The following is a 14,174-nucleotide window of genomic DNA, read 5'->3' as shown; positions in this document are numbered from 1 at the left end:
GCTCAGTTTCCGACCGGGGTGGGCAGTGGCGCTGGCAGGCTGCGCGGGTGCGTTTCTGGCAGCGCCAGCACTACCAGGATGAAGGCGACCCCGGCGATACCGGCCAGGGTCAGGAACGCCGCATCGTAGCCTGCAGCCTGCACCACCAGCCCGGCGATGCCAGGGCTGAGCGCGGCGCCCAGCCCGAACACCGCGGTCAGCGCGCCAAGGCTCACATTGAATCGGCCGGTACCTTCGGTCAGGTCCTTGACCACAATCGGGAACAGCGCACCGAAGATTCCGGCGCCGATGCCATCGAGCAGTTGCACGCCCACCAGCCAGAACGGGTTGTCAGACACCACATAGAGCGCCCCGCGAAGCGGCAGTATCAGGAAACCGATCAGCAGGAACGGCTTGCGGCCCCAGTGTTCGGCCTTGGCGCCTACCAGCAGCGCCATGGGCACCATCACCAGTTGCGCGGCAACGATGCAGGCGGAGGTCAGCGGGGTGGCCAGCTGCAGGTCGACCTGCGAGAGCTTCTGGCTGACCAGTGGCAGCATGGCCGCGTTGGCCAGGTGAAACAGCGCGCAACATGCGGCGAATACCAGCAGGGTCCGGTTGTGCAGCAGTACCCGTAGCCCTGCAGGGGCGTCATCACCGCCAGGGCCATGCGCCAGGCCGCGAGCCACTTGGTGATCGATGGCCGTGGCAGGCACGCAGCTCACCGCCACCACACTGGCCACGGTCAAGACGGCCATAAGGTAGAACACCACCACCGGGCCGAACAGGTAGGCCAGGCCGCCGGCCAGCAGCGCCGAACAGGCGTTGCCAGCATGGTTGAAGGTTTCGTTGCGGCCTACCCGGCGGGTAAAGGCCTTGGGGCCGCTGATGCCCAAGGATATGGCGGCAATCGCTGGCGCAAAGATCGAGCCCGCCAGGGCACTGATGGTCTGGGTCAGGGCTACCCCGCTGAACGAGGAAATCCACGGCAACAGCAGGCAGCTGCCAGTCACCAGCAGCGCAGCGATCACCACCACGGCACGCTTGGCTTTGGTACGGTCGATCAATGCCCCTGCCGGGGTTTGCGCCAACAGTGCAGCAATGCCTGCCAGGCTCATTACCAGGCCGATGCTTGCCGGTTGCCATTGATGCACCGCCAGCAGATAGATGGCCAGGTATGGCCCAAGCCCGTCGCGCACATCTGCCAAAAAGAAGTTCAGCCAGTCGAGGGCGCCGTCGGGGGAAGCGGGAGAGCGTGGTTTGGCCAAGATGCAATCTCGAAAGGGATCATGGGGGGAGCGCACCCGCGGTGTGCGCCGGCCGTAACGGACAGGCACACGGCTTTGCCCAGGCCATGCTCGGTGGTCGTTATTCAATTGACAACTGGGTGTTGAAAAGCGCTCCGAATACCGAACGTGAAACATTCTTAATGGCTGCTTCACGCCGCAGGCGCTTCCCGCTTCGCTAGCATGCCGTGCTTTTACTGCGGAGAAAACTCCAGTGTTTCGAATGTTGTCCTGTGCTGCTGTATTAGCGTCTTCATTGGCCTGCTCGCTCGCCCAGGCTGCGCCTGCCGAACCGCCAACCCTCACGGTCCTGAGCTCCGGTGGCATCATGGGCGCAATCCGGGAAGTGGCGCCTGCCTACGAGAAGAAATTCGGGGTCAAGCTGCAGGTGCTGGCCGCGCCTTCCATGGGCGAAACGCCACAGGCCATTCCCAACAGGCTTGCCCGTGCCGAGCCGGCGGACGTTGTGCTGATGGTGGGTGCTGCCCTGGACAAGCTGGTGGCGGGTGGCCAGGCTGACAAGAGCAGCCGGGTCGACCTGGGCCAATCATTCATCGCCATGGCCGTGCGCCAAGGCCAGCCCAAGCCGGATATCAGCACCTTGCAGGGCTTGCGCGCCGTACTGCTCAACAGCAAATCCGTGGCGTACTCCGACAGCGCCAGCGGCGTCTACCTGTCCAAGACCCTATTCCCCGGCATGCACCTGGGTGCTGGCTTCGCGGCCAAGGCCCACATGATTCCTGCCGAGCCGGTAGGCGCTGTGATCGCTCGCGGCCAGGCTGAAATCGGCTTCCAGCAGTTGAGCGAGCTCAAACCCGTCAAGGGCATCGATATCGTTGGCCTGATCCCGGCCGAAGCCCAGAAAATGACCCTGTATTCGGGCGCGGTGGTCAGCAACAGCCAGCACCATGCCGCCGCGCAGGCGCTGCTCGACTACCTGGCATCGCCACAAGCCGACGCAGCGATCGAGGACAGCGGCCTGAAGCCACTGCCCCATTCGCGCGGTTAGCGGCAGGGGGCGGCGCCATCGGGCCTGCTAAAGGCTAAGATGCGCAAGGATAGCCCCCTATCGTTGAAAGAGAGCTGTATGGAGTTACGTCAACTTCGCTATTTCCTGAGTGTCCTGGAGCACGGCAGCCTTGGCAGGGCTGCGGTCGAGCTTGGCGTCGGTGCTTCGGCACTGAGCCAGCAATTGTCAAAGCTGGAAAGCGAGGTCTGTACCCGGTTGCTGACGCGCTCGAGCACCGGCGTGTCGCCGACTGCTGCGGGCCTGGCCTTCGAGTACCACGCGCGCCTGGCCCTGCGCCAGGCAGAGCACGCAGTGTTGGCCGCGCAAAGCGGCCGCATGAGCGGCTATGTCAGCGTGGGCCTGGCGCCGACTACAGCGTCGGTGCTGGGCCTGGCGCTGATCGACAAGATGCGTGAACGCTACCCCGACATCCGCCTGCACCTGGTGGAGATGCTGTCGGGCTACCTGGTGAACCAGCTCAACGCCAGGCACCTTGACCTTGCGGTGTTGTTCCAGGCAGAAGCGGGGCCGCGGCTGGATGTGCGGCCGCTGCTGACCGAGCGGCTGTTTGCACTCATCCCCGCCGCGCTGGTGCGCCCCGAATGGGGTGAATCGCTGACGTTGCAGCAGATCGCCACGCTGCCCTTGGTGATGCCCAGCACACAGCACGGCTTGCGCGCGACCCTGCGCGCGATCTTCGAGCGTGCCGGGCTGGAGGCCAACATTGTCATGGAAGTCGATGGCCTGTCGCTGCTGATGGATTGCGTTTGTGCGGGCCATGCTGCCACCCTGCAGCCGGGCGCCACGGTGGCTCGGGCGCACCAGGCGGGGTTGCGGGTCTATGCTATTGATGATGCCCAGGCGCAGCGCCGCAACGTCATGGTCAGCCTGGCCGACGACGAACTGTCACCGGCTGCACTGGCGACCCGGATCGTGCTGCAGGAAGTGGCGCGGGCGCTGGTGGAGCAGGGGCGGTGGCCTGGCGCCCGGCTGCTCTGACGGCGGCACGCCGCTTGCCCACCCTTTAGAAAAACTGAAGGCCCCCCCGGTGTCATCGCGTTTCGCCCCGCCCGGGCACTGATTAAAGTCCCTGGCCACGAGGAGCAGCCGACCATTCGGCGCTTCGTGATCTGGAGGCGAAATGATCGATGTGCTAGTCATCGGAGGGGGTAATGCCGCCCTCTGTGCCGCGCTGATGGCGCGCGAGGCCGGAGCCAGCGTGCTGCTGCTCGAAGCCGCACCCCGCGCCTGGCGTGGTGGCAATTCCCAACACACGCGCAACCTGCGCTGCATGCATGACGCCCCGCAGGATGTGCTGGTCGAGGCATACCCGGAAGAGGAGTTCTGGCAGGACCTGCTCAAGGTCACCGGGGGCCAGACCGACGAAAAGCTCGCGCGCCTGGTGATCCGTGCCTCTGCCAGTTGCCGGGGCTGGATGCGCCGGCATGGCGTGCATTTTCAGCCTTCCTTGTCCGGTGCGCTGCACACTGCCCGCACCAACGCGTTTTTCATGGGGGGTGGCAAGGCGCTGGTCAATGCCTATTTCCGCAGCGCCGAAGCGCTGGGCGTGCAGATACGCTACGACACGCCTGTGGCCGACATCGAGCTGGACAACGGCCGCTTCGTTGCCGCCCATGTGCCGGCGCGCCAGGTTCAGGGGCGCACCTTGCCGGGCGAACGTATCGAGGCGCGCAGTTGTGTGTTGGCGGCCGGTGGCTTCGAGTCCAACCGCCAGTGGTTGCGCGATGCCTGGGGGCAGAACGAGCGGGGTGAATGGCCTGCGGACAACTTCCTGATTCGTGGTACGCGGTTCAACGAAGGGGTGCTGTTGCGCCGCATGATCGAACAGGGTGCCGACACCATCGGCGACCCCACGCAAGCGCACATGGTGGCGATCGACGCCCGGGCGCCGCTTTACGACGGCGGCATCTGCACGCGTATCGACTGTGTGTCGCTGGGGGTGGTGGTCAACCGCGACGGCCAGCGCTTTTACGATGAAGGCGAGGATTTCTGGCCCAAGCGCTATGCCATCTGGGGCCGGCTGGTGGCTCAGCAGCCAGGGCAGGTGGGCTTCTCGATCATTGACCAGAAAGCCCTAGGTCGTTTCATGCCGCCAGTGTTCCCGGGCGCGCGCGCCGACACCCTGGAGGGGCTGGCGGCGTTGCTCGGTTTGCCCGTGCCGGCCTTCGTCGAGACGGTGCAGGCCTACAACCGCGCCTGCCGGGTCGGCAGCTTCGATCACACCCGCCTGGACGACTGCCACACCCAAGGCCTGCAACCGGTGAAAAGCCACTGGGCTCGGCCGCTCGACACGCCGCCTTACTACGGCTACCCGCTGCGCCCCGGCGTGACCTTCACCTACCTGGGGCTGCGCACCGATGAAACGGCGGCCGTGCATTTTGCCGGTCGGCCCAGTCCCAACCTGTTCGTCGCCGGCGAAATGATGGCGGGCAATGTGCTGGGCAAGGGCTACACGGCAGGTGTCGGCATGTCCATCGGCACTGCCTTCGGCCGCATCGCCGGCACCAGCGCCGCTGCCGCAACCGGCCACGACCATCCAGAACACGAGAACGACCATGACCGCGCAACTGCCTGAAGCACGCCAGCCCGTCGCCCAACCCGCAGCACTCGAACTGATACCTGCGCTGAACCTGGAAGAGCAGGAAGTCGACCGGCAAATGCGTATCTGCAATGCCTGCCGCTACTGCGAGGGCTTTTGTGCCGTATTCCCGGCAATGACCCGTCGGCTTGAGTTCGGCAAGGCCGACATCCACTACCTGGCCAACCTGTGCCACAACTGTGGGGCCTGCCTGCATGCCTGCCAGTACGCCGACCCCCACGAATTTGCCGTGAACGTGCCCCAGGCCATGGCCAAGGTGCGTGGCCAGACCTACGCCGAGTATGCCTGGCCGGCCCGCTTCGGCCGGCTGTATCAGCACAACGGCACCTACGTCGCCGTTGCCCTGTCGCTGGCCCTATCGCTGTTCCTGCTGCTGACCTTGTGGCTCAACGGCACGTTGTTGCCGGGGCGGCTGGCCGGAAACTTCTACGCGGTTTTCCCGCACAATACCCTGGCATTGATGTTCGGTGGGGTATTCGCGGCGGCGGGCCTGGCGCTTGGGGTGGCGGTACGTCGCTTCTGGCGTGCTGTAACGCCTGCAAACGCCCAGGCGCAACCCGCCCAAGGCGCTGTGCTGGAGGCAACCAGCGCGGTGTTGACCTTGAAGTACCTGGACGGTGGCCACGGCCAGGGCTGCAACAATGCCGATGACCGCTACACGCTGTGGCGCCGGCGCTTCCATCACATGACCTTCTACGGCTTCATGCTGTGCTTTGCCGCCACGGTCGTCGCTACCGGTTACCACTACCTGCTGGGCCAGCAGGCGCCATACCCGCTGCTCAGCGCGCCGGTGCTGCTTGGTACCTTGGGGGGTATCGGCCTGATCGTCGGCCCGCTCGGGTTGCTGGCGCTGAACCTGCGCCGGGCCCCGGAGCAGGGCGACGTCGCCCAGCGCCCCATGGACCGTGCCTTCATTCTGCTCCTGCTGCTGGTCAGCGCCAGTGGCCTTGCCTTGCTGGGCCTGCGTGATACCGCAGCAATGGCGATCGTGCTGGCGCTGCACCTGGGTACGGTCATGGCGCTGTTCATCACGTTGCCCTATGGCAAGTTCGCCCATGGGCTGTTCCGCTCGGCGGCCCTGCTCAAGTTCGCCATCGAGAAGCGCCGCCCCAACACCCTCGGCCTGGGCGGGGAATGACGATGAGTGCTGCCGCCCTGCACCCCTCGCTGCACCCAGGCCAACGAGAGGCTGACCGGTCAGCGGTTGGGCCACTTCTCCAGCAGGATCGAGACGAATTTTTCCGCCGCCGGCGACAGCGAGGCGCCACGCCGGTAGACCAGGCCCAGGGTGCGCGTGACCTCGGGTTCGGTCAGCGGCACGCTGACCAGCGTCGGGTGGTCGGCGTTGGGCATGGCCAGGCTGGGCATGGCCGACACGCCCAGCCCGGCTTCGACCATGCCCAGCGAGGTGGACAGGTGCTGCACTTCATAAAACCACTTGGGCCGCAGGTTGAGCCCGGACAGGGCGTGGTCCAGCAGCATTCGGTTGCCGCTCAGCCGGCCCACGCCAATCAGGCGGTAGTCGGCCAGTTCCGTCCAGGTCACGCATTCCCGGTTTGCCAGCTTGTGGTCGCGACGGCAAGCCAGCACGAAATGCTCCTGTACCAGCGAGACGAACTCGATGTCCGGGTGCTGGCCGCTCATCATGTTGATGCCGAAGTCGGCTTCACCGCGCAGCACGGCTTCAAGCCCGTCGTTGGCACTGAGGTCAAGCAGGCGGATACGGATCTTCGGGTATTGCTCGTTGTAGTCGCGAATCACCGACGGCAGGAAATAGAACGCGGCGGTGGGGATGCAGGCCAGGGTCACCTGGCCGGTCTGGCGCTCGGCCAGCTCGCGAATGCTCAGGATCGAGTCTTCGAAGTCATCCAGCAGGCGCCTGGCCTTGGGCAGGAAGTCGCGCCCGACACTGGTCAGGCTGACGCGACGGGTGGTGCGCTCAAGCAGGGACGTCCCCAACCCTTCTTCCAGCTTCTTGATCCGCCGGCTGAGCGCCGGCTGGGACAAATGCAGCGCTTCCGCAGCCTCGTGGAAACTGCCGAGTTCGGCGATTTTCACGAAAGATCGGATGTCTTGGAGTTCATATTCCATCTCGAATCGCTCTCTGGCCCCGGTGTTTAATTGATGCCTGGATCGGAATAATAACTACGATATTTGCATTGGATTGATTTATCCATCCCTGTCAATCTTGTGTCCACAACATCAATGATGTCCATTGATCAACAAGAGTGCGAAATCATGCAACGAATTCCTTGCGTACTCATGCGCGGTGGCACCTCCAAGGGGCCGTTTTTCCACGCCTGGGACCTGCCTGCCAACGTGGTCGAGCGCGACGAATTACTGATCAACCTGATGGGCTCCGGGCATGAACTGGAGATCGACGGGATCGGTGGCGGTAGCCCGCAGACCAGCAAGGTGGCGATTGTAAGCCCTTCGCTGCATGCCGACGCTGACGTAGATTACCTGTTCGTGCAGGTCATGGTCGCGCAGCGCAGGGTCGACACCGCCCCTAACTGCGGCAACATGCTGTGCGCCGTTGGCCCGTTCGCCATCGAGCAAGGGTTGGTCAAGGGCCAGGAAGGCAAGACCCTGGTGCGCATCCGCAACCTCAACACCGGAACGTTCGTCAACTCGCTGGTGGAAACCCCCGGCGGGATCGTGCGTTACGAAGGCCGCACGGCGATCGATGGCGTTCCGGGCACTGCCGCCCCGGTGCAGCTGACGTTCCTCGATGCGGTTGGCAGCAAGACCGGCAAGCTGTTCCCGACCGGCCAGGCCACCGACGTGATCGACGGCGTACCGGTCACCTGCATCGACATGGCCATGCCGATGATGGTGGTCGAGGCCAGCCAGCTCGGTGTCACCGGTTCGGAAACGCCTGCCGAACTCGATGCCAACGAAGACCTGCTCAAGCGCCTGGAAGCGCTGCGCCTGAAGGCCGGCAAGGCCATGGGCCTGGGCGATGTCAGCGGGATGGTCATCCCCAAGCCGGTGTTGGTTTCCAAACCGCGCTATGACGGCACCCTGCAGGTTCGCTACTTCATGCCGCACAGCTGCCACCGCGCGCTGGCCATTACAGGTTCGATCGGGTTGGCCACTGCCTGTGTCAGCCCTGGCACCGTGATCGGTGAAGTGCTGGGCGAGGGCGCCGAGCAATTGACCGAAGTGCGCCTGGAACACCCAAGCGGTGGCATCGATGTGGCATTGTCGCGCACCGGCGCCGATGGCAAGACCATCCAGGCCTCGGTGGTGCGAACTGCCCGACGGTTGTTCTCAGGTTTCGTTTACGCCCCTACATTCCGCAGATTGGCCGGGTAGCTCTGGCAGCCGTTCAGCTCCAAACAATTGCAACAAGCGCATCCGCACAATTTCAACAATGGGTGATGCCTCATGAGACTCGCCAAATCGCTGTACTTTCAGATCCTCTGCGCCGTCCTGCTGGGCGTAGTGGTCGGCCACTTCTGGGCGCAACAGGCTGTTGCGCTCAAGCCGCTGGGTGATGCTTTCATCAAGCTGATCAAGATGATGATTGCCCCCGTGGTGTTCTGCACCATCGTCACCGGCATCGCCGGCATGACCGACAAGCGCTCCCTGGGGCGCTTGATGAGCAAGACATTGCTGTTGTTCCTGGGCCTGACCGTGGTCAGCCTGATGATCGGCCTGGCGGCGGTGTACCTGTTCCGCCCGGGCGTCGGCATGAACATCGACCCTGCGACCCTCAGCACTGCCGGGCTGAGCCAGTACGCTGCGTCGGCGGCCAAGCTCAGCGTGGTCGACTTCTTCATGCACATCATCCCGGACACCTTCATCGGTGCGTTCAACAAGGGTGAGGTGCTGCCGGTGCTGTTCATCGCCGTGCTCAGCGGTTTTGCCCTGTCGTCCATGGGCGAGAAGGGCAAGCCGGTACTGAATGTGCTGGAATCGGCCTCGACCATGGTGTTCCGCATCTTCGGCTACCTGATGCGCTTCGCCCCCATCGGCGCCTTCGGTGCACTGGCGTTCACGGTCGGCCAGTACGGCGTGACCTCGCTGGGTGCCTTGGCCAAGCTGGTCGGTACGCTGTACATCGCCTGTGCGTTCTTCGTGCTGGTGGTGCTCGGCGGCATCTGCCGTGCGTATGGCTTCAGCCTGTGGAAGCTGCTGCGCTACTTCCGCGAGGAATTCCTGGTAGTACTCGGCACGTCCTCCACCGAGCCGGTGCTGCCGCGCATGCTGGAGAAGCTGGAGAAACTGGGCTGCAAGAAGGGCGTGGTCGGGCTGGTGCTGCCGACTGGCTATTCCTTCAACCTCGACGGCACGGCCATCTACCTGTCGCTGGCCGCGGTGTTCATCGCCCAGGCCTGCAACATCGACCTGACCCTCGGCCAGACGGTGACCATGCTGGCGATCATGCTGCTGTCGTCCAAAGGGGCAGCAGGCGTGACCGGCAGTGGTTTCGTGGCCCTGGCCTCGACCCTCACCGTGATCCACGACATCCCGCTGGCCGGGCTTGCCTTGCTGATCGGTATCGATCGCTTCATGTCCGAAGCGCGCGCCCTGACCAGCCTGGCCAGCAACGCCGTCGCGACCGTGGTCATCTCCTTGTCGGAGAATGCCTGTGACCGGAAAACGCTGCTGCGCCGCCTGAACGGAATCCCGGCCGCTGCAGACGAAGCCGATACGGCACAGGCCGACTGGGCTGCGGAGCCTCGGCACCACGGCTGAACACCTTTTCCATCTGTCCTCGCTGACTTGAAATCCCACCCAGCACCCTGACGGTGCGGGTGGGGTAGGGGGCCGTCTGCCCTGCTGGCGGCCGCAACACAATAAAAACAAGAGAAAAAACCATGCTCGCACTCCTGGGCCTGATCATGGTGGTGACCTTCACCTACCTGATCATGAGTAAACGCCTGTCCCCCATCGTGGCGCTCACCGCCGTACCGATTGTCTTCGCAGTGATCGGTGGCTTTGCCCCCGACCTGGGCAAGATGATGCTCGATGGCTTGAAAATGGTGGCACCGTCAGCCGCACTGCTGTTGTTCGCCATCCTGTTCTTCGGCCTGATGATCGATGCCGGCCTGTTCGACCCGCTGATCCGCAAGATCCTCAAGCGCGTCAATGGCGACCCGGTCAAGATCGCCATCGGCACCGCGCTGCTGTCGCTGGTGGTAGCGCTGGACGGTGACGGCACCACCACGTACATGATCACCTGCGCGGCCATGCTGCCGTTGTACAAGCGCATCGGCATGAACCCGATGATCCTGGCCACGGTGTCGATGCTGTCGCTGAGCATCATGAGTGGCATGAGCCCCTGGGGCGGGCCGGCGACCCGAGCCATCGCCGCGTTGGGCCTGGACGCCACCGAATACTTCATCCCGATGTTGCCGACCGTGATCGGTGGCGCTGCCTGGGTGGTATTCACCGCCTTCCTGCTGGGCCGTGCCGAGCGTCGCCGCATCGGGAACACCGCCCTGGAGTCGGGTGGTGGCAATTGCTACATCAAGGAAATCCTTGGCGACGCTCCCTACAAGCGCCCACGCCTGGCCTATGTAAACCTGGCCCTGGTGATCGCCGTGATGACCGCGTTGGTCTTCGGGGTAATGCACGCGGCGATCCTCTTCATGATCGGCTTCGTCGCCGCGCTGATGATCAACTACCCGCAACTCGACTTGCAGAAAGAACGCATCCTCGCCCATTCGGGCAATGCCATGACCGTGGTATTGCTGGTATTTGCCGCGGGCATCTTCGCCGGTATCTTCTCGGGCACCAAGATGGTCGACGCCCTGGCGCAGACCCTGGTCGACTGGATTCCTGCCGCCTGGAGCCACTGGTTCCCACTGGTGGTGGCCCTGACCAGCATGCCATTGACCTTCGTGCTGTCGAACGACGCCTACTACTTTGGCGTGGTACCGATCCTGGCCAATGCCGCGACCGCCTATGGCATCGACCCGATTGAAATCGCCCGCGCCTCGGTGCTGGGCCAGCCGGTGCACCTGATGAGCCCACTGGTGGCCTCGACCCTGCTGTTGGTGGGGATGGTCGACCGCGACATCGGTGATTTCCAGAAAGCCACGGTGAAATGGGCGGTGCTCACATCGTTGGTGATCACTGCGCTGGCGCTGGCCACCGGTGCCTTGTCCTTCTTCGTCTGAACTGCTTCGGGCGCCGAGCGGCGCCCCGCTCACCCAAAAACAACAATAGAGTATCAATCATGTCCCGAGCTGTTTTCCGTGGGGCCACCTGTGGCCTGCTGTGCGGCTGGCTGCCTGTGGCCGGCGCCGCCGGTTTCGTCGACGATAGCAAGCTGAAGCTGCAACTGCGCAATGTGTACTTCAACGAAAACTTCCGCGACGAACAGGGCATGAGCCCGCGCGCCGCCGCCACCGCCAAGAGCGAGCGGGTGGAATGGGCGCAGGGCTTCCTGCTCGACTATCAGTCCGGCTTCACCCAGGGCCCGCTGGGGCTGGGGCTCGACGCCATGGGGCTGCTCGGCGTGCGGCTCGATTCGGGCCGCGGCCGCAGCGGTACCGGTTTGCTGCCGACGCATGACGATGGCCGCGCCGCTGACGAGTTTGCCAGTGCCGGCGTGACGGCCAAGGCGCGCCTGGGGCAGACCGTGGTCAAGCATGGCACCTTGCTGCCGAAAACCCCGGTGCTGATCTACAACGATGCACGCTTGTTGCCGCAAACCTACCAGGGCACCCAGCTGACCAGCACCGACATCGACAACCTGACCCTGACTGCCGGGCACCTGAACCGCTTCAAGCTGCGCGATTCCTCTGACAGCACGGGCCTGTACATGGACGGCTACAGCGGTGACGAGTCTGGCGATTTCAACTTTGCCGGCGCCGATTACGCCGTCAACAAGCAGTTGAAGTTGAGCTATTTCCACGGCCAGCTGGAACACTTCTACCGCCAGGACTTTGCCGGCCTGATTTACGACCTGCCTTTGGCCGGCGGCGTGCTCACCACCGACTTGCGCTATTTCAACAGCCGCGACAGCGGCGCTGCCCGGGGCGGCGAAATCGACAATGACATGTTCAGCGGGCAACTGTCGTACACCCATTCCGGGCACACATTCGGGGGTGGCTACCAGGTGCTCGACGGCAAGGCCGGGCTGCCCTACATCAGCGGCGCCACGGTGTACTCGTTCAGTAACGTGGGTATCGGCAAGTTCATCGAGGAAGAAGAGAAAACCTGGATGGCCAGCTATGCCTACAACTTCGCTGCGGCGGGCATCCCAGGGCTTACCTTCATGACCCGCTACCTCAGCGGGGATAACGGGCGCTCGGCTGACGCCGGGCTGAGCGAGTGGGAGCGCGACATGGAGCTTGCCTACGTGGTGCAATCCGGGCCGGTCAAGGGCCTTGGGGTGAAGCTGCGCAACTACGTGTACCGCTCCGACTTCTCCCGCGGGCGTGACAGCAACCGCATCTACCTGACCTACGACATCGCCCTCTGGTAAGGGCTGAGCGCCGCAGTCAGCCCTGGCGGCTCAGCCTGAGTGGCCGGCCGCGCCGGGGCGACGTGCAGGCGCTTGCGGGCGGCCATGTGGGTTCAGGTGTTGGTCGGTATGTTTGCCCCAGGCATGCTGCCGTGGCCCAGGTTGCGTTCGACGTGGCGCACGGTTTTTGCCAATGTGTGTTTGATGTCCGGGTGAGTGAGCTGATACCTGCGTTCCAGTTGTTCGCTGAAACTCAGGTCGAAGCGCTGCGGCTGGATGAAGTTCAGCGACTCGGGGCTGATTGCCAGGCGGGTCGCTACTCCGGGAATTGCCAACAACCACTTCAGCACGCCTATCGGCACATGGTGGCGCGGGGCTTTTACCTGCAGGGTGGCGGCGATGTCCTCCAGCAAGCCTTGCAGGCTAGGGGTGTGCGGGTCGAGTGCAAGCACCTGGCGGTTGGCCATTGAAGGGTCGAATGCCACGCAAGCCATCAGGGTAACCAAGTAGTCGACGCTGACCAGTGGCAGCCAATGGCTGGGCGAACCCGGAATGGCCTTGAACCGGCCCAACGCCAGGCCGCTAATCAATGCTGCCAACGGCTGCCCGTCGAGGATGTGCCCGCGCTCACTGTCGCCGCAGACCGTGGCAGGGTGAACGATCGAGTACGCTGCGCCCGCACCTTGCATGTAGCGGATGACGGCGAAATGCGCTTCCAGCTTGCTCGCCTCATAACCGCCTACGCGGCGGTAAACCGCGGGCCAGTCGGTATGTTCCGGGTGCTCGTGATCCACCCCGATGCTGGCCAGGTGGCTGAAATTCTGCAGCATGTAGCCGCCCACCATCAGCAGGCGGGTGCCCTGGCTAGCCGCCAGCTGCGCGACCCGCAGCGCACCTTGCACGTTCACGGCACGGGCATGTTCCAGGGAAAGCCCCCAGGTGAAGTGCGCCGCGAGGTGGAACACCACTGCGGCAGCCGACACGCGTTGGCGGTCGGCTTCGCTGAGCCCAAGGCCTTCTGTGCCGATATCGCCGGCAACTGCCTGTACGCATTTAGGCTTGCCCCCCAGGCGGCCTACCTGTTCACGGAGCCGGGCGAGGTTTTCCGGGTGGCGCATCAGCACCCGCACGGTGTGCCCGGTGGCGGTGAGGCGCGCCAGGAGATGCTGGCCGATAAAACCACTGCCGCCGGTAACGAAGCATTCCACGCTCATGTCAGTTTCCTTGTCTGCAAGATGGGCGCAGGTTAGGGTGTAGAGCGCACTCTAAGGTCAAGGGATTTTGTGCCATGAACATCGGGGAGCTGGAGCGCCGCAGCGGCGTCGGCCGCCATGCGTTGCGCTATTACGAGCAGCTCGGGCTGATCGTGGCCCAGCGGCAAGCCAACAATTATCGCAGCTACAGCGAGCAGGCCGTCGCTGACCTGAACTTCGTGCAAACTGCCCAGCGGGGCGGTTTCACGCTTGCCGAAATAGGGGAGATACTGGCTGCCAGGCGCGGCAATACCCTCGATTGCGTGCAGGGAGCACTGCTGGTCAGTGGCAAAATGGCTGAAATCCAGGCCAAGATTCAGACGCTGCAGGCCGCATATGAGGTGCTTGATAGCGAGCGTGCCAAGCTCGTCGCCAGTGCTGTTGCGACTGGGCTGACAATTCCTGAAAACATTTCCGCTGGCGCCTGAACGCCTGTTCTCCTAAAAAGGACCTTGTGGTACTCGATCGGTGTTGCATCGCGTTTTCACTGGAACGATGGCCGCGTTGCCCGATCATAAGCTTGTCATCATTGCGTCATGCCACTGGCTTAGCATGACGGCGATAACTACGAAGATGAAATGAGTAAAGAGGGAGCAGGACCATG

At 63.8% G+C, this 14,174-nt stretch carries 12 protein-coding genes; 9 read left to right on the top strand and 3 right to left on the bottom strand.

The window, feature by feature from the left end; genetic code table 11:
* Positions 1 to 2: 2 nt before the first annotated feature.
* The gene (locus AACG97_RS19925; RefSeq protein ID WP_125854886.1) at positions 3 to 1,247 is read right to left on the bottom strand and encodes an MFS transporter; all 1,245 of its coding nucleotides are present in this window, start codon (positions 1,245 to 1,247) and stop codon (positions 3 to 5) included.
* 232 nt (positions 1,248 to 1,479) lie between these two features.
* Between AACG97_RS19925 and AACG97_RS19920 the strand changes: the two genes are divergently transcribed.
* The 4 genes from AACG97_RS19920 to tcuB all read left to right on the top strand — a co-directional run bounded on the left by AACG97_RS19920 (position 1,480) and on the right by tcuB (position 6,032).
* Positions 1,480 to 2,274 (top strand): substrate-binding domain-containing protein, encoded by a 795-nt coding sequence (locus AACG97_RS19920; protein WP_033690564.1) that lies wholly within the window; start codon positions 1,480 to 1,482, stop codon positions 2,272 to 2,274.
* 78 nt (positions 2,275 to 2,352) lie between these two features.
* Positions 2,353 to 3,273 (top strand): LysR family transcriptional regulator, encoded by a 921-nt coding sequence (locus AACG97_RS19915; RefSeq protein ID WP_054905328.1) that lies wholly within the window; start codon positions 2,353 to 2,355, stop codon positions 3,271 to 3,273.
* A gap of 142 nt (positions 3,274 to 3,415) precedes the next feature.
* Entirely contained in the window at positions 3,416 to 4,870 is a 1,455-nt protein-coding gene (gene tcuA / locus AACG97_RS19910) for an FAD-dependent tricarballylate dehydrogenase TcuA (protein WP_009683766.1), read from the top strand.
* Positions 4,851 to 6,032, top strand: coding sequence for a tricarballylate utilization 4Fe-4S protein TcuB (gene tcuB / locus AACG97_RS19905; protein WP_009683765.1), 1,182 nt, complete (start codon positions 4,851 to 4,853; stop codon positions 6,030 to 6,032). The genes tcuA and tcuB overlap by 20 nt, the downstream gene beginning before the upstream one ends.
* A 59-nt stretch (positions 6,033 to 6,091) precedes the next feature.
* On the opposite strand, the gene AACG97_RS19900 is transcribed toward tcuB, so the two are convergent.
* Positions 6,092 to 6,985, bottom strand: coding sequence for a LysR family transcriptional regulator (locus tag AACG97_RS19900; protein WP_009683764.1), 894 nt, complete (start codon positions 6,983 to 6,985; stop codon positions 6,092 to 6,094).
* 147 nt (positions 6,986 to 7,132) lie between these two features.
* On the opposite strand from AACG97_RS19900, the gene AACG97_RS19895 reads away from it, so the two are divergent.
* The 4 genes from AACG97_RS19895 to AACG97_RS19880 all read left to right on the top strand — a co-directional run bounded on the left by AACG97_RS19895 (position 7,133) and on the right by AACG97_RS19880 (position 12,338).
* On the top strand, positions 7,133 to 8,212 hold the full coding sequence (locus AACG97_RS19895; protein ID WP_197885327.1) for a 4-oxalomesaconate tautomerase: 1,080 nt from the start codon (positions 7,133 to 7,135) through the stop codon (positions 8,210 to 8,212).
* Between the two features lie 72 nt (positions 8,213 to 8,284).
* Positions 8,285 to 9,598: a dicarboxylate/amino acid:cation symporter gene (locus AACG97_RS19890; protein ID WP_029886337.1), complete on the top strand. Its 1,314-nt coding sequence runs from the start codon at positions 8,285 to 8,287 to the stop codon at positions 9,596 to 9,598.
* Between the two features lie 122 nt (positions 9,599 to 9,720).
* Entirely contained in the window at positions 9,721 to 11,025 is a 1,305-nt protein-coding gene (locus AACG97_RS19885; RefSeq protein WP_197885326.1) for a CitMHS family transporter, read from the top strand.
* 59 nt (positions 11,026 to 11,084) lie between these two features.
* Positions 11,085 to 12,338, top strand: a complete 1,254-nt coding sequence (locus tag AACG97_RS19880; protein WP_225786009.1) for an OprD family porin — start codon at positions 11,085 to 11,087, stop codon at positions 12,336 to 12,338.
* A 92-nt stretch (positions 12,339 to 12,430) separates the two neighbouring features.
* Here the strand turns inward: AACG97_RS19880 and AACG97_RS19875 are convergent, their stop codons facing one another.
* Complete coding sequence (locus tag AACG97_RS19875) at positions 12,431 to 13,531, bottom strand: SDR family oxidoreductase (RefSeq protein ID WP_197885324.1); 1,101 nt, start codon at positions 13,529 to 13,531, stop codon at positions 12,431 to 12,433.
* A gap of 74 nt (positions 13,532 to 13,605) precedes the next feature.
* On the opposite strand from AACG97_RS19875, the gene AACG97_RS19870 reads away from it, so the two are divergent.
* Positions 13,606 to 13,998, top strand: a complete 393-nt coding sequence (locus AACG97_RS19870) for a MerR family transcriptional regulator (RefSeq protein ID WP_009683758.1) — start codon at positions 13,606 to 13,608, stop codon at positions 13,996 to 13,998.
* The last annotated feature ends 176 nt before the right edge of the window (positions 13,999 to 14,174 follow it).

It is taken from the genome of Pseudomonas sp. Nvir, from assembly GCF_963778085.1.
In the GTDB taxonomy this organism is placed as follows: Bacteria; Pseudomonadota; Gammaproteobacteria; order Pseudomonadales; family Pseudomonadaceae; genus Aquipseudomonas; species Aquipseudomonas juntendi.
This window is presented reverse-complemented; position numbering and strand designations above follow the sequence as displayed.